The following is a 25753-nucleotide window of genomic DNA, read 5'->3' on the forward strand; positions in this document are numbered from 1 at the left end:
TAATTTTTGGCGCTTTTCTAGTCATTGGTGTTTATGCCTTAGGGTACTCTATTTCTAGAGAGAATTTCCCATATCTCTTTGCTGCATTTTCCCTTTCTTTTTTGGGGATGTATGGAATATATAAGCTTCAAAAATATCAGGAAATATGGTTGTGTATATTTCTTTTCGGATTTTTGCTAAGGTTAATATTGTCTCACTCAATACCTTTATTATCAGATGATTATGCTAGATTTCTTTGGGATGGTGAAATAGTCAGATTAGAGGGGAATCCCTATGACAAAACTCCTCAGAAATTGGTAGAAGATTCAGCTAACGAGCTCGAATTTTTTGAGCGCCTTTATCCTTATTTGAATTCTCCGAATTATTATTCAGTTTATCCGCCTTCCAATCAATTGTTGTTTGGATTGGCTGCAGAAGCCAGTGGGGAAAACACGCTTTTCGGAATAATTTCACTCAGATCTTTCTTATTACTTGGTGAGCTTTTGGTCTTTTTCGGCTTACTCAAGCTATTCCGAAGGTTTGATGTGCCATTGAGAAACCTGGTTTTATATTGGCTCAATCCTTTAGTGATTCTAGAAGTCATAGGCAACCTTCATTTTGAAGGGATAGTTCTGATATTCCTTTTAGGTTCATTGATCGCATATTCAAAAAACAAGAAATTTCTAGCTGGCACTTCTTGGGGATTGGCTATAGGAGTGAAACTTCTGCCTTTTGTCTTTCTACCTTCCTGGTTGTTTTTTAGAAAAATTAAATTCAGCCCGTTTTTTTGGATTGGAACTCTATTGGCCTTTTGTATTTCATTTATTGGATTAGTTTGGGATGATGCCTGGATTAATTTTTTACAAAGTATCAGATTATACCAGGGAAAGTTTGAATTCAATGCTTCAATTTATTACCTGCTCCGAGAGGTGGGCTTTTGGATCAAAGGCTATAATACAATCGAGACTTTAGGTAAAGTTCTAAGCTTGACCTTTGTGATTTGGGTCTGGTTTATTTCTTGGAAAAAAGCGCCCAAGTCACTTTTTAAGCTGGCAGATTTATGGGTATTGATCTATCTGAGTTACTTATTGCTTCAACCAGTTATACATCCTTGGTACTTAATTCCAGGATTAGGATTGAGTTTGATGACTGGGAAAAAGTCCTTTTTGGTATGGAGCTTTGCAGTGATTTTTTCCTATCATGCATATGGAAACCCTAATTTTGAAGAAAGCAGCTTTTACTTGGTGCTAGAATATGCTTTATTGCTGATAGCTTTGGTTTGGGATTATCGCCCTCAAATCTTCTCTACTCTCAATAAACTTTCAAAAAATGAATCTTAATAAAAGATATGTCCTCTTTTTAATTGTATCGGCCGCATTAGTTTCTTGTACTCTCTCGGAGGAAAAGCAGGCAAAAGATATTCTTGAAAAGTCGGTTGAAGCACATGGGGGATGGAATGCTTGGGATAAAGTAGAAACTATCCGATTCAGAAAGTGGACCAGATTATTACTCGAAGATGGAACTGTTGAGAGTGAAACTGATCAGTTTTTAAGCTTTAGATTACAACCTTCTTTTGAAGGAACTATCCGCTGGGAGAAAGATTCTGTGGAACATTTAGCTCATTTTGACGGAGAGTCCATGCATTACTCTATTGCTGGAAACCCTGTACTAAACCCGGATTTTTTAGCTTCCAAGAAGAAGGATTTTGATGCTGCTTTTTATGTCATAGCCCAGCCGTGGAAATTATTGGAGGATGAAGGGGCTAAACTTACCTATGTTGGTAAAAGAGAAATTTTTTCAAAATCAGTAGAAGTAGTTAAAGTTGATTATGGTCCCGGGAAAGATATTTGGTGGTATTTTTTTGATGCTGATAGCTATATGATGGTAGGAAATGAAGTTCAGCTTTCCGATCACAGAAGCCGGATCGAAAACTTGAATTATTCTTATGCTGATCCGTTTATATTTTACGGAGAAAGAAAAAGCTTTAGAGTAAACGAAGCAGGCGATAACACCTTTTTAAGGGCCGAGTATAGCTATAGTGATTTTGAAATTGAAAATGTTAAATAACAGAAAATGAAATATTTAATAATATTTGTTTTAAGTATTACATTAACATCATGTAACTCAAAAACGGAAGCTGAAAAAATTGTGGATTTGGCAATTGAGGCACACGGAGGGAATAACTATCCCAATTCTTTGATTGAGTTTGACTTTAGAAACATTCATTATACAATCTATAAAACAGAGAGCTCGTTTGAGTATATCAGGGAGTTTGAGGATTCCACCGGAATGGTGAAAGATGTACTCAATAATGAGGGTTTTACACGAACCGTCAATTCTGTAAAGATCGATACTTTAACAGAGGAAAGGGTAGGAGCATTTTCAAGATCTGTGAATTCTGTGGCATATTTTGCTTTTTTACCTTATGGCTTAAATGATCCTGCAGTAATCAAGAAATATGTTGGAAAAACAGAGTTGAATGGAGAATCTTACCACGTAATCAAAGTTACTTTTCAGAAAGAAGGAGGAGGAGAAGACTTCGATGATCAGTTTTTATATTGGATAGGGGAAGAGGACTACTTGATGGATTATTTAGCATACAGCTATCATACTGATGGAGGTGGAGTGCGTATGAGAGAAGTGAGCAATGCTGTTGAGAAAGGTGGAATAAGGTTTCAGAATTATTTAAATTTTAAACCAGAGGATAAAAATACTCCTGTCGACAGCATGCAAGTCCTTTATGAAAAAGGTAAATTAGAATTACTTTCTGAAATCAATCTGGAAAACATTCAGGTTCGGGAGTTAAAAAAATAAATTTTATGAATCCTAAATCCCTTACTTTTTCAAATAGCGACGGCATCAATCTTTCGGCTCATTTATATATGCCTTTAGATAGAGAGCCTAAATTTTATGCAATTTTTGCCCACTGTTTTACCTGTTCCAAAAACTTCTCTGCCGTCAGTAGAATATCCAAATCACTTTCTCAAGAAGGAGTAGCGGTTTTTAGCTTTGATTTTACCGGATTAGGAAGGAGTGAGGGAGATTTTGAAGATAGTACATTCAGTTCTAATATCTCAGATTTACTGGATGCAGCTGCTTTTTTAAAGGAGAATTACGAGGCTCCAAAAATGCTAATTGGTCATTCCTTAGGGGGTGCAGCAGTATTATATGCCTCTCCTCATTTGGAAGAGGTAAGTGCTGTTGTGACCTTGGGAGCACCAGCTGATCCATTACACGTAAAGCATCTTTTTCAAAATAGTATTGAGGAAATAGAAGAGTCAGGAAAAGCCAAAGTTTTCATAGGAGGTCGTCCTTTTCAAATTAGCAGTGAGTTTGTCAAAGACCTTGAGAAGAAACCTATAGACAGCTTTCTAAAAAAATTAAAGAAGTCATTATTGATCCTTCACTCACCGCAAGATGAGATTGTTGAGATCAAAAATGCTCAGATGATTTATGAAGCTGCTTTTCATCCTAAATCATTTGTCTCTTTGGACGGGGCAGACCATTTGGTGTCCAAAACTGAAGATGCTGCTTACATCGGTCAGGTGATTGCTTCCTGGAGTAATCGTTATATTGAATCCAAGCAAGCAGTAGAGAATGACACCAAAGGTAATCCTGTGATGGTTCGCCTAAGTAAAAATCAAGGCTATACTACGGATGTTAAAACACCTTTTCATCATTTGATCGCAGATGAGCCAAAAGATGTGGGTGGCAATAATCTAGGACCTACCCCCTATGATTTATTGATGGCGTCATTAGGGACATGTACTGCAATGACCTTGAAAATGTATGCAGAGCGAAAAAAGTGGAACCTGGATGAGGTGAGAGTTTACTTAGATCATCAAAAAGTCCACAAAGAGGATAGTGAAAATCCTGATGAACCATCAGCCAAGGTATCTCAATTTACCCGGGTGATAGAATTAGAAGGAGATTTGAATCAGGAGGAACGGCAAAGATTGCTCGAAATAGCGAATCGATGCCCAGTCCACAGAACTTTAGAAGAAGATATCGTCATCCATACCGTACTCAGCAAGTGAAAAATCTCCCCATGAAATACCTCTTAAGTTCGGTTGCTTTAGTCTTCATATCTTCCTTTTTCTGGTTTTTTTCCTTCGATTCTAACCTTCCTGTATGGAAAGAAAAGTACAATGGCGTCTGTTGGGTAGGTAGTAGAAATCCACTACAAGGGGGAGAATTTCAGGAATTAGCCGCCAATGGTATCAATGCAATTTCCCAAACTCCATTTGGTTGGCAGTCGGAAATCAATAATCCCGAAATCAGGTGGCAGGTTGAAAATGATAGGCAATGGTGGGGAGAATCTGGTAGAGGAATCTCAGCTACTCTGGACTCTTCGCAGAAGTTCAATATCCACAATATGCTCAAGCCGCATCTTTGGGCTCGTGGAAGTTGGCCGGGTGAGATCGAAATGACTAATGAAGCTGATTGGAAAATTTGGTTTGAAAATTATGAAAACTTCATAGTCGACTATGCCCGCCTTGCTGAAAAAGAGGGGATTCCAATGCTTTGTATAGGAACTGAATTGGAAAAAACCTCCCAAAGGGAAGCAGAATGGAGGAAAATTATTCAAGCAGTAAAAAAAGTCTATTCCGGTCAATTGACTTATGCTGCCAATTTCACTGAATATCAGAAAGTGAATTTTTGGGATGAATTGGATTTTATTGGAATCCAAGCCTACTTTCCTTTATCTGATAAAAAGACTCCCAATCTTAAAGATTTGAAAAGATCTTGGGAAAATCACATTCAAGAAATTGAAAAGCTGGTTAGAAAAACTGGAAAACCTGTTTTATTCACGGAGATAGGATATTGTAATACAGTAGATGCGGCAAAAGAGCCTTGGGTTTGGCCGAATGAACGAAAAGAGATAGCCTTGTCAGAAAAAATTCAGGCTATTTGCTATCAGTCGTTTTTTGAAACGGCCTATCAAAAAGACTGGTTAGCAGGAGTATATTTTTGGAAATGGTATCCTGAAGGAAAAAGGCGGGATCCTGACTTTACTCCTCAAGGACTTAAAGCCGAGAAGGTGATGCAACAATATTTTCTTGTTGACTGAATTCATTTCCTACTGTGACTTTTGTCATTTTTTTCATGTAATGGATAAGCTAGCTTTAATAAGCTTAATAAGCAGTCCATTTCTAACCAAACTTCAAGAGTCATGAAAAAGAACATGGGTACCACAGATAGAGCAATTCGATTGACGATCGCCGCCATTCTTGTCGCTCTCTACTTCTCAAATTTTATATCCGGAATCATTGGAATTGTGGCAATTGTGATTGCTGCTATTTTCACTTTAACAACCCTAGTTGGTTTTTGCCCACTATATACATTGGTGGGAATCAACACCTGCCCAAGAGCAGAAAGTAAATGATAATGCGTAATAGTTTGGCGAAAAGCTAGAAGTCATGCTTCTAGCTTTTTTCTTTTGGGAATTTTTAGATGAACTTTTTTGAAAATTTTAGTAAATAGTAGTTTCAAAATCAATAAAATCAAAAAATGAAGAATAATCCCAGAAGAGAGTTTTTGAAATCTACAGGTCTTTTTGGATTAGGCTTGGTTGGTGCAGGGTCAGCTCTGGCACAGGAGTCTAAAATTTTACCCTTTGAAGCTCAATATGGAAAGCAAAGAAATCAGGCTTTCAATATGTCTGGTTACACAGCTCCCAAAATTGACACTGTGAGGGTGGGTATCGTGGGCTTAGGCATGCGCGGCCCTGGAGCTGTGGATAGGCTTAGTAAAATTCAGGGAGTTGAGATAAAAGCCCTTTGCGATCTTTTACCTGATCGCGTTGAAAAAGCGAAGGAAATGCTGAAGGGAACACCGCATCAGCCTATTTCCTACTCTGGAAATGTCTATTCCTGGAAGGAAATGTGCGATCGAGAAGATTTAGATTTGATTTACATTGCTACACCATGGGAGTGGCATACACCTATGGCAGTTTATGCCATGGAAGCTGGAAAACATGCGGCCGTTGAAGTTCCCGCTGCGAGAACTTTGGATGAATGTTGGCAGTTGGTAGAAACTTCTGAGAGAACAAAGAAGCATTGCATGCAATTGGAAAACTGCTGTTATGATTTCTTTGAATTGATGACTTTAAAAATGGCTCGGGAAGGATTTTTCGGAGAGGTGGTCCATGTGGAAGGTGCCTATATTCATGATTTGCTTTGGTTGAACTTTGACAAAGACAAAGGCTACCAGAATATGTGGAGACTGCGGGAAAATTACAGAGATGGAAATCTTTATCCTACCCATGGTCTAGGTCCAGTTTGCCAGATTCTTAATATCAATCGTGGAGATCAAATGGATTATTTAACTTCATTGAGTTCTAATGATTTCCAGATGAAAAAGAAAGCTGAAGAGTTAGCTCAAGAGGATCTTTTCTGGGCTGAATTTGCATCTAAAAATTACCGAGGGAATATGAACACAACCATGGTAAAGACGAAGCATGGTAAATCAATCATGATTCAGCACGATGTAACCTCACCAAGACCTTACAGCAGATTACATGTGGTGAGTGGTACAGAAGGATATGCACAAAAGTACCCTCAACCTAGAGTTTCCAAAGGACATGCATGGATGAAGGAGGAAGAGATGAAAGAATTGGAGAAAAAATACACTCCTGAGATTGTTCAGAAAGTGGGTGAGTTAGCGAAAAAAGTAGGGGGCCACGGAGGCATGGACTTTATGATGGATTGGAGATTAATTGATTGTTTGAGAAATGGATTGCCATTGGATCAAGATGTATACGACGCTGCACTTTGGAGCTGTATCAGTCCATTAAGTGAGTGGTCTGTGGCCAATAGATCCAATTCCATTGATGTTCCAGATTTTACGGGTGGAAGTTGGAAAACCAATGAGCCAGTTAAAATAACTTTAGAAGGAGGGGGAAATACCCAAGTGCGGGTTTAAGTTTCCACATGACCTTGAGTACGGAGATGGTTGACAAAATACATGTTCATCATCCCCTTATTTTTTACATCTATTTCACCTCTAAATTCACATGCATAGGTACTTTTGATCTCATTGAAAAAGTCCTCGGAGACATTGATTTTGCCAGTTTCAGAGTTACTCTCCATTCTCGAGGCGATATTGACAGTATCGCCCCAAATGTCATAGGCAAACTTTTTATGCCCAACTACACCAGCTACAACAGGACCCAAATGAATACCTATGCGGATCTGAAATACAGGTTTGTTATGCAATCTACTTTTTTCATTGTATTGATCAGTGAATTTTAAAATATCCCTTGCAGCTTTTAATATGCGCAGTGCATGGTCCTCGCTTGGGATAGGAATACCTCCTGCTGCCATGTATGCATCTCCTATGGTTTTGATTTTTTCCAATCCGTATTCATCCATAATCTCATCAAAACGAGTGAAGAATACTTGGAGATTTTGAACCAATTCATCCGGACTCAACCTTTGAGCTATTCTTGTGAAGTCTTTGATATCCACAAACATAACTGAGACTTTTTCATAAAGTCTTGCAGAGGCTTTTCCTGTTTTAATCAGTTCTGTTGCTATTTCCTTTGGAAGAATATTGAGCAAAAGGGCATCACTTTTTTGTTTCTCTTCTTCTAATTCCCTTGTTCTCTCCTGAACCAACTTTTCCATATTCTCATAGAGCAAAGCATTCTCAATGATTCCCCCGATTTGAGCAGCCATTAACCTCATCAATGAGATTTGATTTTTCGAGAAAGCATTTTTTGTCAGAGAATGAGTTAGGTAAATAATACCTGAAATCTTGGACTGATTGATAAAAGGAATACACAGAATTGATTTTAGCCTTTTGGACTTTACAATTTCATCGGAATCAAAGGGTTTGGTTGTAAATGCATCTTCAATCAAGAGAGGTTCTTTGCTCGCTTTAGCATAATTGATTATTGCCGGACTGACTGCTTCAGTTTCATCCAGATCCTGTTTAGGAAAATGGGTGTGAAGTTGGTGGTTTGCCATGGTTGACACCTCCAAAATCCACTTTCCATCCCGATTGATAAGAAAATGTCCTTCCTGTGCTCCGGTATTTTCCATGGCATAGGTAATTAGCTTTTCCAGGAGAGCTTCCAATTTGATTTCACTCACCAATGCCTCCATGGTCTTCACCAGGGTTTGAGTGTCAATTTGACCAATTTCTGTGGAAGAGCTTGAAAATTCGTAGCGACTGGCTTTAGAAGATGCGGAGTCATCCTCTTCATGAAGAAGGAAAATGGACTTTGAAATACATCCAATTCTTTTTGCTTCAGCAGCTGCCTGATTACTCCAATATTCAGACTTAGGATTCTTTTCTTTTTTGAAAAATTGACTGATTAACTCAGCAAATAGGATGTAATATCGAGTATGCTTTAATTCCTTTAAATTTTCTGCACTAATCTCTAGCTTTTCATGATCTAGCTGCTTGGTTTCATAATACTCTAAGCTTGCCTCAAAAATATTCAAGTAGGGAGTATAGCAGACCGGATTAAGTTTGGAAAGGGATTTTAAGTCATCAATGGTTTCCTGAATCATTGCCTTTAAATCTGAATCACGGAAGCTGGAACTTCCAATCTGAAACATCAGAAATACTGCATTTAGGCCACTGTTTATATTGTAATAATGGATAAAAAATGAGGTGGGCTGGTCTTTGCTATGGCTTGGCAATTTGTCAAAGTAATCGAATGCCTCACCATACTTTCCAAAGAACATCAAGGTAGAACCTATGTAACCATAATAAGACATCAGAAAAATATGATTGGTCTCCTTTAAGGCGATTTTATAGTTGTCTTCTAACTTTCTTGGCAATTCTTTCAGTGCCTCGTTGATATTTTTACTATCTTCTAAATAAACTGCCAGACATTTTTCAATAATTTGAGTGATTGCCGCCTGATTAGCAAAGTTGTACTGAATGGCAAACTTTTCTGTTTCCAAGGCTTCTTTATGCTGGGCTTCGTAATCATCACCGACATGAAACTTCAGTGCTGTTCCGAAAAATAAATTCCAGCAGGCATACTCCATATTTCCATATTCCAGCCCCTTCAAATATCCCTCATAGGTTAAAGGAACGCTGTCTACGATGTTCTTTTTGATATGGGAAGTAAATGAGACATACATCATATTGATGGTTGCCGCGTACTTCATTCTTTCCGGACGGGTAAGGAGTTCCATGGAGTTTTTTACCACCTCATATCCGTCTGATGGCTTTTTAAGGGCAGTTGTCAAGATCAATCCGTAGGAGGCTATTCCAATTACCGATTCAGGCCCCATTCCTTTTTTCAAAGTGAGCTGAATCATTTGGAATATTAAAAGCGGATAAGTTGAAATATTGACAAAAAAGTAGGAAGATAGGGATGCCAATAAGAGCTTGAAAGTAGCAAGCGCCAATGGATCTGTAGCCTCTGGAATGTCTTTGATTTTACTCAGCTTCTTCCTTGGGAGTAATAATTGGATTTTGATGGCATGGAATATAACCTGGATTTTAGATGCTTTATCCGGGATGTGAATTCCAACTTCTTTCAGTGCAACTTGGGCAACCTCAACAGCTTTTTTGGGTAAATTGGCAAAACCCAAGCATCTTACAATCACTTCATTGACCAATACTCGCTTGACTTGGTCATCCGCTATGTGAAATGCTAATTTTTCAAATTTTGCCTGCTTCACTGGGTCCCTTAGAAGATATGAGTACTCGAGTGCGCCTAGGTAGAGTTCAAATTTCTCCTCATTACCCAGCTTATCATCCAATAACTCAATTCCTTTCTCGGTAAAGCTTAAAGCTCCTTCAAATGAGGCTGATTGTGCAGATTTTCTTCCCGAATCCAATAAGAGCCAGCCGATTTGTTCCTTGTTTTTGGCTTTCAATACCTCCTTGTACCCAATGGCAAAATGAAGCCCTATCTCAATAGGTTTCTGGGCAATTTCTGATTGAGAAAGTTTATTTAAATAAATCTGACCAACTTCAAAATGAAATTTACTTTCTTCAGTTTCCTCTAATAATGCATAGACAGCTTGCTGAATTCTTGCATGTGCAAAGCGAAAACGTATGTCTTTATTGGTTTCTCCATAGTATTCTGGAATATACTTATAATCATTCCCAACAGGAATCAATGAGCCTTCCTGAATTAATGGCCATAAATATTGGTGAATCTGGGTCATATGCTGCCCGGTGATCAGGGATAACTGAAAAAGAGAAAACTCCATCCCAAAAACTGAAGCGACTTTTATAACTTGAAGCGCTTCCTCTGGTAATTCTCGAATTCTTAAAAGCAATAAATCGACAATATCTTCACTGAGGTTCTGGGCATTGATTGTTCTTATATCCCAAGTCCATTTATTACTGTCATAGTCAAATTCTAAGAGCTTTTTGATATATAGCGATTCTAAAAATTTATTCAATGAAAAGGGATTCCCCTTGGTTTTAGAATAGATCAACTCCGCAAGACTGGCTACTTCCAATGACTCCAATTTTAGCGTGTCGGATATGAGCGCACCCACATGATTCAAGCTCAATGGAGCCAAATGCAGCTCTTTGATAATTAGATAGTCCTCATCAAGATTATTGGACTTGATGGATTTGATGGCTTGGGTGAATGGATGGAACTCATTGGTTTCATTGTCCCGATAAGCCACTAAAATCATCACATGGGAAAGGCTATAATTATTGAATAAACTTTTCAACAATTCTATAGAAGCATCATTGGCCCATTGGTAATCATCTAAGAATAATACCAGAGGGGTATCTTCTGAAGCTAAACTTTGCAAAAAAGCATTTATCGTGAATTGTATCCTTTGTTGGTTTTCATAACCAGTCAGGTTTACCAATTGAGGTTGAGGGGGAAGAATATGCTTCAGATTGGGAGCCATTTCCAAAATGATTTGTCCCAAACCTTTCAAATCTTTATTGAGTTTTTTTGCCCAATGAGCTTGCACCTCTGTGGTTTCTACCAAAAGCCACTCAGCAAATTGCCTAAAGGCTTTCACAAAGGCTAAATAGGGGGTTTGCCTATCCAATACATCAAATGCCCCTGATAAGAAAAGTCCATTTTTTACGGAACTCTCTTTGTATAATTCCTGTGAAAGAACGCTTTTTCCTACTCCACTAAAGCCTCCAATCGTCATCAAAACTTTCTTTCCCTCACAAGCAAGTTTAAAATGCTTGGAAAGTTCCTTGATTTCTTTTTCTCTCCCGTATAGCTTCTGAGAAATATGAAGTTTAGAGGCAATATCAGTGAGACCCGGCTCGAATTCAGGTATTTTTCCTGAAGCCTTCCAATTTTCTAATGCGAAATTTAAATCTGCCAATAAACCAGGGATGGACTGATACCTTTCTTCTGCATTTTTTTCCAAAAGCTTGAGTACTATTTTGTCCAAAGCCTCTGGTATGTCCTTATTTATTTGACTAGGCGGTACAGGATTGATTGCAAGGTGACAATGAATCATAGCCAAAAGGTCCGAGCCCACGAAAGGAGGCTGGGAGGTAAGCATTTCATAAAAAGTAGCACCCAAAGCATAGTAATCACTCCTTTGGTCCAATTTCCTATTCATTCTCCCTGTTTGCTCTGGAGATATGTACTCTATCGTACCGGAAATTGTAGATAATGGCTCGTATTGTAATTCTATATTTTCAATAGAGGACCCAAATTCATAATCAATTAACTGACACGCAGAAAGGTCTTCAGCTACAATGATATTTTTTGGATTAAGATCATTGTGAAGTGCTCCTTTGGAATGTAAATCCTGAACTTCATGACATAGTTTGATTGCCAATTCCAGAAAGCTTTTTGTGTCAAGTGATCCTTTTTCGAGTGCTTCTTTTAAGGTGCTTCCCGGGATGAATTCTCTTACCATCACCACTCGGCCATTGTAAAGAATTACCTGAGAATTGACTTCATTATGACTGGATCTACCGGAAATCATCGCCTCATTATGAAGTCTGCCCAAATCGCCGGTTAGATCTTCTTTTAGCAAGATGGTGTCACCAGATTCACTTTGACCTGTAAAAAGTTTACTCCTATGGCTTTCATAGTGCAGTTTTAACTTCTGTATTTGAGGGATTTCTTTCACTTTTTATTCAAAATGTGGATAGATGTTTTTTTCGAAAAAGTCTTCCAGAAATTTAGTATCGGCTTTGATTTTTATGCCTTCGATTACTTCTCCATAATCCTCCCTAACCGGGATTTTATAGCTTTGATCTGTGGTATCTGCCTCAGGCATCCAAGAAGTATGAAGGGTAAAACCAAATTTCACTTCTTCATTTTTCATTTTGCAAATCGGACCCTTTGAGATTGAAGTGGCATCAAAAACCCAAAATTCACTGCTATAAGTCCAGCCCCCTTCGGGAATTTCAGTTCCTACCTGAACCGGGCAAAATAAATAGCCATCTAATTCTTCTGGAATACTTGGGTCAGGAGTTTTGCGGGGAATAAAATGAACCCCTCTTATATAAGTTTTTTTGGCACATTGATAATAATCTTCAGTCTCCATGGTTTCGAGATTTACTCGAGTAATACTGAATGGCAATTCTCTCTTAGTTGCCTCTTTGATGTCATCCAGAGAAAGATCCCGATGCGGATAATCCTTGTACAGGTTATAAACAAATTTGGTGAGCAAGTTTGAGTCAGTACCATCACTGACATACCAAAACTGTTTAATGGTCGGTACTACCTTGTCTGCAGAAAGAATATCTCTATAGGTATAAAGCACGATAGTCCAGGTATTTGGGCCTATCACATCTTCTTTCCACTTTCCAGGTTCTTCTAATACTTTGCTTTTTTCCTCTAACACCTCCAGTGAATTGCTATCAATTCTCCACTTTCCCAGTCTACTAATATCCATACTGCCTACTGCGAATAGTGAGTAGTAATTAGGATCGACAGGCTTGTTGTCCAAAGCTCTTTTATCGAAAGTTCTAACCCATTCAGCGATACAAGTTGCAGCATTATGAACTCCGTAAAGAGTGATAACTCCATCTGGATTTGCATAATCGCAGCTGTAATGGATAGTTTCCAAAGGAATCGGCTCTTTCAGTCTATAAGCAGTCAGTTTTTCTTTGGAAGGATCCATATCTTTCCTTTTGACAAGGTAGACAGTGGTAAAGGCTTCCATTTTTACAGTGCTTAAACGTCTTATCAACCTTTCTATCACCTTGCTTTCCGGGAATGGATTATCAAAAAGTAGGTCCATCGCAAACTTAAAAGAGCAATCTGTTAGAATGATAAAATCCTCGGTGATTCCCAATTGATGCATGCATTCATAAATGGCCAGTTTATCCCCAGTCTGGTCTTCAAGTTCCCAGCGCTTCATAGGACCGTTGCCATCCCATGCAAGTAAAAACATGAATACATCTCCTTTTGGCTCATCATTGTCATGAGGTTTTCCATCGACGTGATGATTTAGGTTGGTGAAAAAACCTTTCACTTCTTCATTCACATGATCGTGGTCGGGATGATCAACCAGTTTATGCGCCAGAGCTTCTAACTTATCTTTAAAAGACTCTTTATTATGCCTTAAATGATGAATAGTTTGCTCCATGTGAGTAAAGGAACCTTTATCTCTGGAGTAATTGACGGTGTAAACCTCCTTGGTAAGCGGATCAAATACGGGGTGCGCTGAGGTTTGGGCAATTCCAAAAGGCCAAGGAACCATGGGGGGCTCCGCGGTCATCCATTCAGTGCTTTTGCCCATTGGGGTAATAATTTCCAGACTTTTGGGATCCAGTAAATAGGGCCTTCCAACATCATAGGTGGCCATCAAACTTCCCTGTTTCTGCCCATTGAATTTGACAGGCTGAGTAGCTGTGTTCAGTTCGTTTCTAGAGCCGAAAACCATACTCATTCTAGTGATTCCCATATTATGGAAACCCATCAATCCATGATGTTTAGTCCCTTGTTTTGTTGCTTCATCTGCATAAAAACAAGGTGTTTTCATCAATTTGGTCTTAACCTCTGGGCTTGATTGGTTCAGATTGACCTGAATAACCATACCGTCTCCATTCATTATAGGTGAACCAAATTCGGGATTATTCTTTCCTTCTTCTGTTTTTTCCGGGAAAGGAAGGCCTTCGGAGTTAACTGTTCCTACAGGAAGTGAAACATGAAAAACCCCAAAAATATTCGCTGGAAGTTTCCCTTCAATTATCTTTAATTCACCAGTGATTTCTTTCCTTGAAGCTTTCAATAAGGGTTCACCTTGAATCGCCTTTATTTCAGAATTTTTCTTAAAAAAATTCAAAATGGCATTCCATGTCTTTTTCAAAATCATTAAATAATCAGGCTAGGTAAAAGTAAATTAATCATTATAATCTACTTTTTTTTAGCTTCTTAGCGAAAAATTAAATGAAAATAGTTTGATTTTCTTGACAGAATAGGTAGTTCGTCCAAGTTGAAAATCTCAAAAAATTACAATAACTGTCAATTCTGAATCGATTTGATTGATTTTAGCGTAAGGCCTTAGTTACCAGCTCTTTGATTTTAGTACGGTCATTTTGATAATCAGCTAGGTCAATTAGCTCAATTTTTCGAAAATCAATGGGATGGCTCTCACTTTGAAGAGCTATATAACCAGCTTTTAGAGGGGTTCCATCGAGTTTAATCAAACTATCTACGGGACTTACGTTCCCTCCTCCAATCTGAGGTTTGTAATAGGAAATAACGGTGTCTTTTTCGACCAGATGATGAATTTCTTCATCGCCCAAAACTATCAAATAGGCCTGAACCCATTGATCTCCATGATATGTTTTTGAAGTGGAATTGATACAATGAGGAGTGAATAAAGTATCTGCCATAACCACATGGGTTCCCGGAGTACATAGATTACAAGTGCTTCTTTCATCACTGCCATTCCCACCCAAAAATTGTGCTTCGATGGATATTGGAAAATCCTGATCTGTTAAAATAGTACTCGGATCTTGAGAATGTAGCATGGCTCCACTGTTTCTATAAGCCCAATTTTCACCTTCCGGAGCTTGATCCCCAACAAATCTATATTCTACCTTAAGTAGGTAATATGAGAAAGGTTTTTTGAAAAAAATATGCCCATATCTTCTTTGAAAGGCATCATATGTGTCATATCGAACTTGAAGCAGTCCATCATTTACCCGAAAGGTCTCTCCGAAATTATCATCCAATTCGTACCCCCTGATTTTTACATGCCAATCCTCTAAATTCTCTCCATTGAAAAGGGAAGTCCAGATTATATCTTCTTCACTTTTTTCACTGCTCTGGCAAGAGAACAAAATGATTGAAAAAGCAAATGCTAGGTATTGAAGTCTCATTTTTATTTAAATCTAAAGGTGGCGATTATTGGATAGTGATCTGAAAAGGGTTTGTTTAAAACCTCATATGAGATCAGTTCCAGTTTCTCAGGATTATACCAAATGTAATCTATTCTCCCTGTATAGGATTCGGATGAATAAGTTGCTTGAGTGTTTTTTGCCACTTGACCTGCATCAAGCCAATTTTCTGGGATGCTGCGATATTCTTCTGAATCAGGCTTAAAATTTAAATCTCCCATCCATAAGATTGCATCCTGTCGACCTTGAACAAAGTTCAAAATTGAAGCTACCTGTGCTAATCGATTCTCAGGATATTCATGACAAAGGTGAGTTCCCCCGACTAGCCAGGTATTCTGATCAATGTTTAATCTTGCCCATGCCACCGATCTGGGTTCGCCACCCTTGGGAGTTGGAAGTAATTGGGTTTCGAAATCTGCACCTCTTTTTACTAAAATACCTTCACCATATCCTCCATCTGAATAATCCATCGCCTTTGCAAAATAGCCCTGCATGCCCGTTTGCTTGGCCAGTTCTTTGACCAAATCGATTTTTTGCCCATAGATGGTGGTTAGTCTATTCGTCATGCTATCTACTTCCTGAAGAGCAACTATGTCAGGATTTAATTCATGAATCAGCTTGGCCAAGCCATCTAGATTGGGTTTCCCAGTTTGGTAAGGATTTTCTCCATGGTAGATATTATAGGTCATTACTTTTATTTCCTGTGGATATCCCTGAAGGTTCATAACACCGCAAAAAAGAATAAATAAAAGAAAATGAGGAAGTTTCATTGATTGAATATTAGTGCTTTGAATCGTGGATGAAATCAAGATAAGTCTTTAATATAAGCTAAGTAGTACATAATCGAATAACTCCTTATATTTCTCTTAATTTTTAGTAAATGAAAAAAGCTGTACTCTTCTTCGTCATTTTCATTGTTGGTATCGGTTTGGCCTTCTTTGGCCTTGATTTTTGGTTGGCCAAGAAAATCGATAAACTGATTAATGAGAATCCGGAAAGGCAATATGACCTGCTTTTTGAAAATGTTGATGTCAATATTCTGAGAGGCAGAGTAGAGTTGAAGCATATTTTGTTGGACCCTTTAGAGGAGGGATTGCCAGTTGAAATCACTGGTTCTGTAGAACAAATAATATTCTCCTCACTCAGTATTTGGGATTTGATTTTTAACAATGCCGTGGATATAAGTGAAATTAAGCTGATCAATCCCTCTTTTAGACTGATTAAAATTGACTCACTTTCCAATTTGCAGGATAATTCAAAAGCCTTTCAGGATCTTTTTGGGGATTTAATATCCAGAGGGATTGTCAGGGATTTCGTCTTAGAGGGAGGCAAGGCAGAATTATTGATTCAGGAAGACAGCCTGAGATCCTTTGGGTTTTTTACAGATTTATTTATTCATGCTAAAGGTTTGAAAACAGATAAAAGAATTGTGACTCATGTGGTTCCTTTTGAGTTGAATCAGATTCAAACAGGGCTGAAGAATTTATTTTTACAAATGAACTCCAAGCAGTCAATAAAGATTGGAGCCATTGATTTTGATTTTTTGAATGAAAGCTTATCCTTTCAAAATGTTGCAATGCGGTATGATCAGGAGATAGAAAAAATTTCTTTTGAAAAAACATATCAAAAAGACTTGATAGAATTTGAACTGAAGGAGTTGAATTTTGTGGGTTTAGATGCAGAGAGTGATTTGTATGGGAACTGGTCTATCATTGCAGATAAAATGATTTTGGACTCCTTGATTTTCACAGATGTTAGGAATAAGAATAAACCTAGAGAGAAAGAGATCAAAAAGCCGATGTTTGCAGGGATGCTTTCAGGTATTCCTATTCCTCTTCAAATTGATACCCTTCAAATTCGAAATAGTCAATTGACCTATATTGAAATCCCCGAAGGTCATTCAAAAGGACCAAAGATTTCATTTGAGAAATTCCATGCAGATATATATGGGGTAATTAGCATAGATTCACTTCGAAGGTCCAAGGAAATGACTATGGAGGTGAAAACAGAATTTTTAGGACAAACTCCCATACAGGCAAATTTTACTGTTCCATACAATCAGGAGCTTTTCAAAATGAATCTCAACTTAGGAGCCATGGACTTAACTATTTTAAATCCCATCATTGAGCCAATGGCGGCATTGAGAGTGGAATCAGGAAAGCTCCACAAGTTGAGCTTACAAATGGATTCTTGGGAGGTAGCATCAAACAATCAGATGGTTTTTGATTATGAAGGACTTAAGCTAGAAGTGCTAAAAGACGGTACTTCCAAACAAAAAAACTCTTTGCTCAGTGTCATAGGAAACATTGCAATAAGGTCTGAGAACCTTCCCGAAAAAAAGAATTATCGAATCGCTAATTATCAAACCAAAAGGAATGTATACCGCAGCCCTTTCAACTTTATTTGGGAAAGCACCAAAGGAGGTCTACAGGAAATAACCCCCGGGGGACTCACCAAATTGCTGACAGGAAGAAAAGATTCTAAAGAAAAACAGGGAAAAAATTAGAAAAAATAAAGCTTTTTGCTTTCTGTCACATTTTGTCAGAGAGGAATACTAGGACTTTTATAAATTTAGGCATGAATCAAGAGTCCAATGAAAAGCTGGAACTGGCAGCGAAGTTTGTTAACAGTACAGCAGCCCCCATTTTTTTAACAGGAAAGGCAGGAACTGGAAAGACAACTTTCCTCAGAGATCTTGCCGTCAAAACCCATAAAAATTATGTAGTCGTAGCACCCACAGGGATTGCGGCCTTACATGCTAAAGGTGTGACCATACATTCCCAGTTTTTACTTCCTCTAGGAAGTTTCTTACCTGTCAAAGAACCTGAAGGGAATTACACGGATCAATATGGATTCTATACTCAACATACCTTGGGGAGAAGACACCCATTGAATAAAATCAGAAAATCTGTTTTGAGGTCTATTGATCTACTGGTAATCGATGAAGTCAGTATGCTGAGAGCAGACATTCTGGATGCTATCGATTATAGAATGAAAAGTGTCAAGGGGAATTTTAATCAGCCCTTTGGAGGTGTCCAGGTCTTGTTGATAGGGGATTTATATCAATTGCCTCCCATTGTAAAGGATCATGAGATGGCAATTTTGGGAAGATTTTATTCCAGCATGCATTTTTTTGAGGCCAAAGCTCTTAATCAATCTGGCTTGGTTTATCTGGAACTGGATAAGATTTTTCGCCAGAGAGATGAGGTTTTTATCAACTTACTGAATCATCTCAGAGATAATCAGCTAGACGCAGAAGATGTCAGATTATTGAATAAGCACTTTCGAACTCAGGAGGAAATCAAGGAAGAAAAGGATTGTATTACCATCACTACCCATAATTACAAGGCAGATCAGATTAATCAGAATGAGCTCAATTCACTTTCTGGGCCTTCTTTTTTTTACCGAGCTGATATAGAAGATGATTTCCCGGAATCCTTGTTTCCCTTGCCAGAAAAACTCGAATTGCGAGAAGGAGCTCAAATTATGTTTGTCAAAAATGACAGCTCAGGCTTTTCCTCCTATTTCAATGGAAAGTTGGCAACCGTTACAGAACTCAGCGATAATTCCATTACTGTGATTATGGCCGATGAAACCGAGGAATATACTCTGAGAAAGGAGGTTTGGGAGAACAAGAAATATCTTGTGAATCCTCAAACAAAAGAGCTTGAAGAGGAAGTCGTAGGAACATTCTCCCAGTTTCCAATCAAACTGGCTTGGGCAGTAACAGTGCATAAAAGTCAAGGCCTTACGTTCGACAAGGCAATCATTGATGTAGGAAACGCCTTTGCTCCAGGTCAGGTATATGTGGCTCTTAGCCGCCTGAGAAGCTTGGATGGATTGATCCTCAGAAGCAGAATTCAAAGCGGCTTGATTTATTCGGATCAGCAGGTGGTTAATTTCTCCCAAGGAGCCAAAACCCATCAAAAACTGGATGAGGCCTTGGAAGTTCATCAGCGAAATTACCTCCAGCAACTTTTGGAAAACACCTTTCAGCTAAGGCCTATTTATAAAGAGATCAATGATCATCTATCCGGTCAGGAAGGAAAGATGGAGTTCGCATTAGAGCAAATGCAACAATGTCTGCCTTCTATTCGGCAATTGATTCAATTGGAATTGGAAAATACCGAGAAGTTCTCTAGACAGCTCGTCTATTTGTTGTTTGAAAAAGACCAAGACAAATTAAGGGAAAGGTTAGAAAAAGGAGTAGCTTATTACAAAGGTCTCTTTTTGGATATTCTAGAGAAGCTTGCACTTCAGTTGGTGTTGGTTTCGAATTTTTCTAAAACAATGGCATATCAAGAAGAAGTGGAAGCTATAGAGGAGATGTTTATTCGAAAATATCTGGAAATCAATAAGATAAAAAGGATAGTTCAGGCTGTTTTAGAAAATGATATTCCTGGCAGGATGGATGATATCGAAGATAAGTTCAAAGGCTTGAGAAGACAGTTTTATGAGAAAGCAAAGGACTTGGCCTCTGATAAATTGAAAGACATCAAGTCAAAAACCGGAAAGGTAAAAAAGGGAACTGCACAGCCTAAAAGACAAAAAGGAGATTCTCAGGAGCTTACTTTTCAGCTTTTTGAATCAGGAAAGGGAATAGCAGCAATCGCATTGGAGAGAGGGTTAGCAGAGTCTACTATTAAGGGTCACTTGGCTGATGGGATTGTTTTAGGAAGAATTGAATTGGAAGATTGCCTTCCCGGTGAAACTATCATTGAGATTCTTGCCAGCATGGAAAAATTCAAAAGCATGAAAGAGCTAAGGGAGCATTTCTCAGGGAAATATGATTACGGAACCTTAAAGATGGTCATTGCAGGAAACAAGACTGTATAAAAAAGGGAAGCCATTTGACTTCCCATTTTCAATCTTAATCCTTCTTGCTGTAATATCGATCATGAAATTGATAGCGTGCTTCAACATTCGATTTCTCTTCTTTAGAAGTCACGTCAATAATAAGATAAGGAGGATTAGAAATATTGCCTCCCATTGAAGACCATTGAGCTAAACCTTCGCCATTCGGATTTCCAGTTTTGATAAAGTTGGCGAAATAGCTTTGCATTTGATTGGATACTTTATAATCCTCGGCAGTCCAAGCATATTCTTTGACCAGGGGGAGATTACCCATTGCATATTCTATTTCGCAAGCATGTGGTGCTCCAAGAGCCTTTGGGGCTTCCTGGCCATTTCTTTCCATAGTTCCTCCCGCCAATCCTGGCATTAAGTTTTGATCTTTTAGAGGAGGTCTTAGCTTGCTGTATAAATACCGATAAACCGGCTGATTTGAATTTTTAGCATGTAAATCCAGCCATTTCCATGTACTGTAAGAAATAAACCTATCTGCTGCAAGGTTGGTTGCTGCCCATTCGACTTCTGCAGGAGTATTATGGGGATGAAGTTTCAATACCTCTTCCCATTCTTGAGGATAGGTTTCTTTCACCTTTTCAATAAAAGCTTCTTTGGTAAAAGGCTTGCCCTGCATAAAGGCCATACCTGGAATTTCAGCAGAATTCCAACCTGCCAATAAAGGAACTTGCGCCTGTTCACCAGCTTCGAAAATTTCAGGGAGTGTTTTAGGAAGGAAGTATCCATCGATTGTCACAGGAAATCCAAATCTTTTGGATTCCAAAAACATCTCATACAATTCGCGGGTGGAAAGGGATCTAAGCTCTTTTAGTGAGCTTACTCCCGCCTTATCGGCAAATTCTTTTCCATTAGCTTCTGCTTGCGTTAATGGCATTGGAGCCAGCGTAGGATGAATTCCTGCGCCACTTTCTCCAATTGCACTTGCGATCAGATTTTTTGAAAGGGGAGAGGCCATCTGATAGCTTACTGAGATAGAACCAGCCGATTCTCCTGTAATTGTCACTTTTTTGGGATCTCCACCGAATGAAGCTATATTATTTTGAACCCATTGTAAGGCCATGTTTTGATCCATCAAACCGTAATTGCCAGAACCTTTGTAGGATGTCTCTGCACTCAATTCAGGGTGAGCAAAGAACCCAAATATTCCCAACCTGTAGTTGACTGTAACAACGACAATTCCTTTTTGAGCCATGCTCTCTCCATCATATCTTGGCTCAGATCCGTCTCCGGCAGAAAATCCTCCTCCGTAGAAATACACCAAAACAGGAAGATTTTTACTATCCCTTTTCGCTGGAGTCCAAACATTTAGATACAAACAATCTTCGCTGATTCCATCAGAGCGAAAATTCATATCGCCAAAAATGGGAGCTTGAACAGCTCTAGGACCAAATTTTTTAGTCTCCCTAATTCCAGCCCAAGCTTTGGCAGGTTGAGGAGCTTTCCATCTGAGGTCTCCGATAGGGGCTTGCGCAAATGGAATACCTAAGTACTTTTGTATTCCTGTCTTGGTATCATACATTCCTTCAATAACTCCTGTTTCAATTTTCGTTTGAACATCAAATGAATTGGAGGTTTGTGCTTTGGCACTGAATGAATGGACTTGGATGGATACCATAATCAAAAAGAAGGCTAATTGAGTTTTCATAGCATTGATTATTGTTTCATTATGAAACAATAGTACTTGCTATTTGGCTTAATTCCTATTTATTTGAATAAATTTTGTAAAGCATGGCTAGTCCGAACCTAAATCAGTATCTGCCCCATATCGCCTACGACTCTGTGGTATTTGGTTTTTCAGGGGAGAAACTTAAAATTCTCATCATGGAATATCACAACACAGGCTGGTTTGCTTTGCCTGGTGGTTTTGTGAAAATAGATGAACCTTTGGATGAAGCGGTTAAGCGAGGACTGAAGGAGAGAACAGGACTTGATGAAATTTATTTGGAGCAATTTCACACTTTTGGTTCTTTAGAGCGGGTTCAGCCAGAAGTGATGAAAAAGATTCTTGAGGCTCAGAATGGAGATATTCCAGATAATCATTGGTTGTTGGATCGCTTTATTTCAGTCTCTTATTATGCTTTGATAGACTACGAAAAAGTAGAGCCTAAGCCTGATGCCTTATCAGATTCTATTGGATGGTATGGAATAGACGAAATTCCAGATCTAATTTTTGACCATAGCTTTATTGTTCAAAAAGCCTTAGAACATCTAAGGGCACATCTTGATCAAAAGCTGTTATCAGTAAACCTACTTCCTACACGCTTTACCATGAAAGAGCTTCAGAATGTTTATGAGGCTATTTTGGGAGAAAAATTGAATAGAGCTAATTTTCAACGAAAAATGCTAAGCTTAGATATTTTGGAAAGGCACGAAAAGCTCTTCTCAGGAGGCTCTCATAAAGCTCCATATCTATACAGCATTAAAGGAAAGAGCAATTCTTAACCAACCTTATTGTAAAGGCTGGGTAAGAACGCTAAGAATTGTTGTGATTCCTTCTCTATAATTCCCCAGTCTGATATTTTCATTTGGGCTGTGCTGATTATTATCTGCATTTACTGTGGGGATGGTCACTGCCGGTATTCCCAATGCATCTACGAAAGGTGAAATTGGAATACTGCCACCAGAAATTCTGATTTGAATTGGCTCCTCTCCGAAAGCTCTCACCATCGCTTTTCTTAACCATGCTCCAGCCTCTGAATTCATAGGGGTTCTAAATGCTTGGTATGAAATGGTATAATTCATTCTCAGCAATTTGGGATACATCATCCTTTCCTCATCTGTAGGTTCATCGCTGATGATATGAAATCCTTGTTTTTTGATGTGATCTTGAATTAAGGCAAAAAGCCTTTCGGGATCGGATTCTGGAACCAAACGCATATCTAATTCAGCCATCGCTGTGGCAGGTACTATAGTTCTGGCTTCAGGGCCTACCCAAGCAGATTGCATCCCTCTGATATTTAAGGATGGATATTGGATGCTTTCTTGATAGCTTTGGCCTACCTGGTCAGTTCTTCCTAGACCCAAACGTTTCTTGATAGCCGCCTCATCATCAGGGACAGCTTCAAGTATGGCCTTTTCCTCAGAACTAAGATTAATTCCATCGTAAAATCCAGGAATAGTGACTCTTCCATTTTCATCTTTCATACTTGCCAATAGCTGCGCAAGAAGAAAGCCGGGATTGGGTGCATAATTCCCATAATGTCCTGAATGCTGTGGTACTTTTGGACCATAAGTGGTAAGAGTCATTTCAGAGATTCCTCTTGCTCCATAGCTTAATGTTGGCAGGTTCGAGGTATGTCTTGGTCCATCCATAATCAGCATCAAATCTGCACTCAGTTTATCTTTGTACTGCTTAACAGCACCTGGTAGTCTTGGAGAGCCTTGTTCTTCCTCAAAATCCAAAATAACCTTCACATTGTAATTGGGTGAGATTCCATTTTTAGATAGAGCATCCCAACCTGTCAAAAACATGGCAAAAGGTCCTTTATCATCTGAAGTGGATCTTGCAAATATTCTCCAATCAGGATCGTATTCATCTAATAGTTTCGCCATAGGGATGATTTCCCATGCCCCTTTGTCATTTTGAACCTTAAGTTCAGGAACGTAAGGGTCTTTTTGATGCCATTTACTTCTATCCACAGCCTGCCCATCTATGTGGAAATAAAAAAGCACAGTTTGAGTTGCCCCGGGTTGATTCTTTTGAGCCAATAAAAGCGGAATTCCTCCTGTATCTAATCTTTCTGAGCTCCAAGCTCTTTCACCAAACTGTCTTTCGCACCATAGAATATTGACTTCTATTTGCTCAGGATAAACCGCATCGTTAGGCATAGCCACTATTTCATTTAAGAGCTTGACGCCTGATTGCCAATTGTCAGATGTCATTTGCTCTAGCTCACTTTGAGATGGAACTTGGGCAATGATTTTTGAGCTCAAGAATAAAAACAGGATGAATATTGTATTTTTCATAGATAGAAGCTTTGCTGGAAATTAGATAAAACTATGGGTAGGAACAAGTGGAAAAATTGCCAATGGTTATTGGAAATACTGTAAAACAGTTATCGAGATTCAAACATGCTAAGCTTTTCCTTGTTCTTTTTAAAATTACAAAAGCTTAAAATGAGATTTATATCAGCTCTCTGTTTTCTAATGATGGTTTTTTCTCCTGCTTTTTGCCAGGAAAGTTCATCCTATACATACCAATCACCAAGTAGGGATGGTTCGGGTAAAATTTACATGGGTCGTGAAATTTCCCTGATTATGGGTTTTCAGGGAAAAGCCTGGCTAGAAAGAAACAGTAGAGAGCAGGAAGAAAGTGTTTCTTTAGCTATCAAAAATCTTCCGGTAACAGAGGAAAGTGTGGTTGCGGATATTGGAGCGGGTTCGGGCTATTATACTTTTCGTATCGCTCCAAAAGTACCAAAGGGTAAAGTATACGCGGTTGAAATTCAAGATCCAGCCATAGACTATCTCAAGTCAAAAAGTAAAGAACTAGGCTATAGTAATGTGGAGGCAATAAAGGGAAGTGCCACCTCACCTAATCTTCCGGCTAATTCAGTGGATTTAGTGATTATGGTAGATGTTTATCATGAATTAGAGTACCCTAAGGAGATGCTGCAATCAATTCGAAAATCTTTAAAGCCCGATGGGAAACTATTACTGATTGAGTATAGGGGAGAAGATGCTTGGATTCCAATAAAACCTTTACATAAAATGACGGTAGATCAAGCAAAGAAAGAATTGGAGGCTAATGGGTTTAAATTCATTGAAAACGGGAAATTCATGAAAATCCAACACTTCCTGATATTTGGGAAAGAGGATTAGTGATTTTTGAAATTCTAATTTTTCAACTTGACTAAAGGATAATTCAACCCATTTACTTCATTTCTAACCACTATATATTTATCTAGGCTTTTGAATAGTTCGGTCAAGTTTCTAAATCCATAAGACCTAGGGTCAAAGCTTGGGTCTATTTTTCTGAGGGAAGCACCGATTTTAGCAATGTGAATTTCTTCTTCTTCATCTGATGAAATTTCAAAAGCACGATCAATAAGATGCATATCCAAATTGGATGAGAATTTCTTTTTTCTTGAATCTTCCTGATTCGAATTAGGCTTTTTGGTTTGTTCTGATGTTTTTGAATCTCTGTTGCTTGTATCCTTTTCATCTTCCACTTCATCGCCCAGATTTTCTGCAAAAGTGAAAATCTCACATGACTGTACAAAAGCCTGTGGAGTAAGTCTACGACCTATTCCCATGACAAACATGCCTTCTTCCCGAATTCTTTTTGCAAGTCCAGTATAGTCTGAATCGGATGATACAATACAGAAGCCATCTACCGAATTGCTATGCAAAATATCCATCGCATCGATGATCAAAGAGCTATCTGTAGAGTTCTTTCCTGTGGTGTATGCGAACTTTTGAATAGGACTAAAGGAATGTAGGTTGATGACCTCTTTCCATGAATTCATTTGGGGAGTAGTCCAATCACCATAAATTCTCCGAATGGTTGCTTTCCCGTATTTAGATACTTCTTCCAAAATTTCTTTGATCAATTTGGCTGAGGCGTTATCTCCATCTACGAGGACTGCAAGATTTGATTTGGTATCTCTCATTAAAAATGTGTTAGAGTTTTATT

The 25753-nt window shown here is 38.5% G+C and carries 18 protein-coding genes; 11 read left to right on the forward strand and 7 right to left on the reverse strand.

The window, feature by feature from the left end:
• The first annotated feature begins 188 nt into the window (after nucleotides 1–188).
• The 7 genes from GYM62_RS05535 (at nucleotide 189) to GYM62_RS05565 (ending at nucleotide 6903) form a co-directional block, all read left to right on the forward strand.
• On the forward strand, nucleotides 189–1319 hold the full coding sequence (locus tag GYM62_RS05535; RefSeq protein ID WP_219958662.1) for a glycosyltransferase family 87 protein: 1131 nt from the start codon (nucleotides 189–191) through the stop codon (nucleotides 1317–1319).
• Nucleotides 1309–2046: a DUF6503 family protein gene (locus GYM62_RS05540; protein WP_219958663.1), complete on the forward strand. Its 738-nt coding sequence runs from the start codon at nucleotides 1309–1311 to the stop codon at nucleotides 2044–2046. Before GYM62_RS05535 ends, GYM62_RS05540 begins: the two co-directional genes overlap by 11 nt.
• A gap of 6 nt (nucleotides 2047–2052) precedes the next feature.
• Nucleotides 2053–2793: a DUF6503 family protein gene (locus GYM62_RS05545; protein WP_219958664.1), complete on the forward strand. Its 741-nt coding sequence runs from the start codon at nucleotides 2053–2055 to the stop codon at nucleotides 2791–2793.
• A gap of 5 nt (nucleotides 2794–2798) precedes the next feature.
• A complete protein-coding gene (locus GYM62_RS05550; RefSeq protein WP_219958665.1) occupies nucleotides 2799–4016 on the forward strand; it encodes an alpha/beta fold hydrolase in 1218 nt (405 codons plus the stop codon).
• Between the two features lie 11 nt (nucleotides 4017–4027).
• Nucleotides 4028–5050, forward strand: coding sequence for a hypothetical protein (locus GYM62_RS05555; protein WP_255590578.1), 1023 nt, complete (start codon nucleotides 4028–4030; stop codon nucleotides 5048–5050).
• Between the two features lie 102 nt (nucleotides 5051–5152).
• Nucleotides 5153–5365 carry a DUF2892 domain-containing protein gene (locus tag GYM62_RS05560; protein ID WP_144604897.1) on the forward strand — a complete coding sequence of 71 codons (213 nt, stop codon included), beginning with the start codon at nucleotides 5153–5155 and terminating at the stop codon, nucleotides 5363–5365.
• Nucleotides 5366–5490: 125 nt separating this feature from the next.
• Nucleotides 5491–6903 (forward strand): Gfo/Idh/MocA family protein, encoded by a 1413-nt coding sequence (locus GYM62_RS05565; RefSeq protein WP_219958666.1) that lies wholly within the window; start codon nucleotides 5491–5493, stop codon nucleotides 6901–6903.
• Here GYM62_RS05565 and GYM62_RS05570 read toward each other — a convergent pair.
• From GYM62_RS05570 to GYM62_RS05585, 4 genes are all read right to left on the reverse strand, one after another.
• Nucleotides 6900–12026, reverse strand: coding sequence for an adenylate/guanylate cyclase domain-containing protein (locus tag GYM62_RS05570; protein WP_219958667.1), 5127 nt, complete (start codon nucleotides 12024–12026; stop codon nucleotides 6900–6902). The genes GYM62_RS05565 and GYM62_RS05570 overlap by 4 nt on opposite strands.
• Before the next feature lie 3 nt (nucleotides 12027–12029).
• On the reverse strand, nucleotides 12030–14222 hold the full coding sequence (locus GYM62_RS05575) for a carotenoid oxygenase family protein (protein WP_219958668.1): 2193 nt from the start codon (nucleotides 14220–14222) through the stop codon (nucleotides 12030–12032).
• A 175-nt stretch (nucleotides 14223–14397) separates the two neighbouring features.
• A complete protein-coding gene (locus GYM62_RS05580) occupies nucleotides 14398–15234 on the reverse strand; it encodes a DUF1080 domain-containing protein (RefSeq protein ID WP_219958669.1) in 837 nt (278 codons plus the stop codon).
• A gap of 2 nt (nucleotides 15235–15236) precedes the next feature.
• Entirely contained in the window at nucleotides 15237–16022 is a 786-nt protein-coding gene (locus tag GYM62_RS05585; RefSeq protein WP_219958670.1) for an endonuclease/exonuclease/phosphatase family protein, read from the reverse strand.
• Nucleotides 16023–16132: 110 nt separating this feature from the next.
• On the opposite strand from GYM62_RS05585, the gene GYM62_RS05590 reads away from it, so the two are divergent.
• Together GYM62_RS05590 and GYM62_RS05595 are read left to right on the forward strand one after the other, a co-directional pair.
• Nucleotides 16133–17758: a DUF748 domain-containing protein gene (locus GYM62_RS05590; RefSeq protein ID WP_219958671.1), complete on the forward strand. Its 1626-nt coding sequence runs from the start codon at nucleotides 16133–16135 to the stop codon at nucleotides 17756–17758.
• 71 nt (nucleotides 17759–17829) lie between these two features.
• Nucleotides 17830–20088 carry a helix-turn-helix domain-containing protein gene (locus tag GYM62_RS05595; RefSeq protein ID WP_219958672.1) on the forward strand — a complete coding sequence of 753 codons (2259 nt, stop codon included), beginning with the start codon at nucleotides 17830–17832 and terminating at the stop codon, nucleotides 20086–20088.
• Nucleotides 20089–20122: 34 nt separating this feature from the next.
• On the opposite strand, the gene GYM62_RS05600 is transcribed toward GYM62_RS05595, so the two are convergent.
• Entirely contained in the window at nucleotides 20123–21763 is a 1641-nt protein-coding gene (locus tag GYM62_RS05600; RefSeq protein ID WP_219958673.1) for a carboxylesterase/lipase family protein, read from the reverse strand.
• 83 nt (nucleotides 21764–21846) lie between these two features.
• Between GYM62_RS05600 and GYM62_RS05605 the strand changes: the two genes are divergently transcribed.
• Nucleotides 21847–22560: an NUDIX domain-containing protein gene (locus GYM62_RS05605; RefSeq protein WP_219958674.1), complete on the forward strand. Its 714-nt coding sequence runs from the start codon at nucleotides 21847–21849 to the stop codon at nucleotides 22558–22560.
• Between the two features lie 6 nt (nucleotides 22561–22566).
• Here GYM62_RS05605 and GYM62_RS05610 read toward each other — a convergent pair whose 3' ends face one another.
• Nucleotides 22567–24084 carry a M20/M25/M40 family metallo-hydrolase gene (locus GYM62_RS05610; RefSeq protein WP_144604914.1) on the reverse strand — a complete coding sequence of 506 codons (1518 nt, stop codon included), beginning with the start codon at nucleotides 24082–24084 and terminating at the stop codon, nucleotides 22567–22569.
• A 150-nt stretch (nucleotides 24085–24234) separates the two neighbouring features.
• On the opposite strand from GYM62_RS05610, the gene GYM62_RS05615 reads away from it, so the two are divergent.
• Complete coding sequence (locus GYM62_RS05615) at nucleotides 24235–24939, forward strand: class I SAM-dependent methyltransferase (protein ID WP_144604915.1); 705 nt, start codon at nucleotides 24235–24237, stop codon at nucleotides 24937–24939.
• 14 nt (nucleotides 24940–24953) lie between these two features.
• Here the strand turns inward: GYM62_RS05615 and GYM62_RS05620 are convergent, their stop codons facing one another.
• Nucleotides 24954–25730 carry an NYN domain-containing protein gene (locus GYM62_RS05620; RefSeq protein WP_144604917.1) on the reverse strand — a complete coding sequence of 259 codons (777 nt, stop codon included), beginning with the start codon at nucleotides 25728–25730 and terminating at the stop codon, nucleotides 24954–24956.
• Between the last annotated feature and the right edge of the window lie 23 nt (nucleotides 25731–25753).

Origin of the sequence: Algoriphagus sp. NBT04N3 (assembly GCF_019443765.1) — a bacterium.
GTDB classification, from domain to species: domain Bacteria; phylum Bacteroidota; class Bacteroidia; order Cytophagales; family Cyclobacteriaceae; genus Algoriphagus; species Algoriphagus ornithinivorans.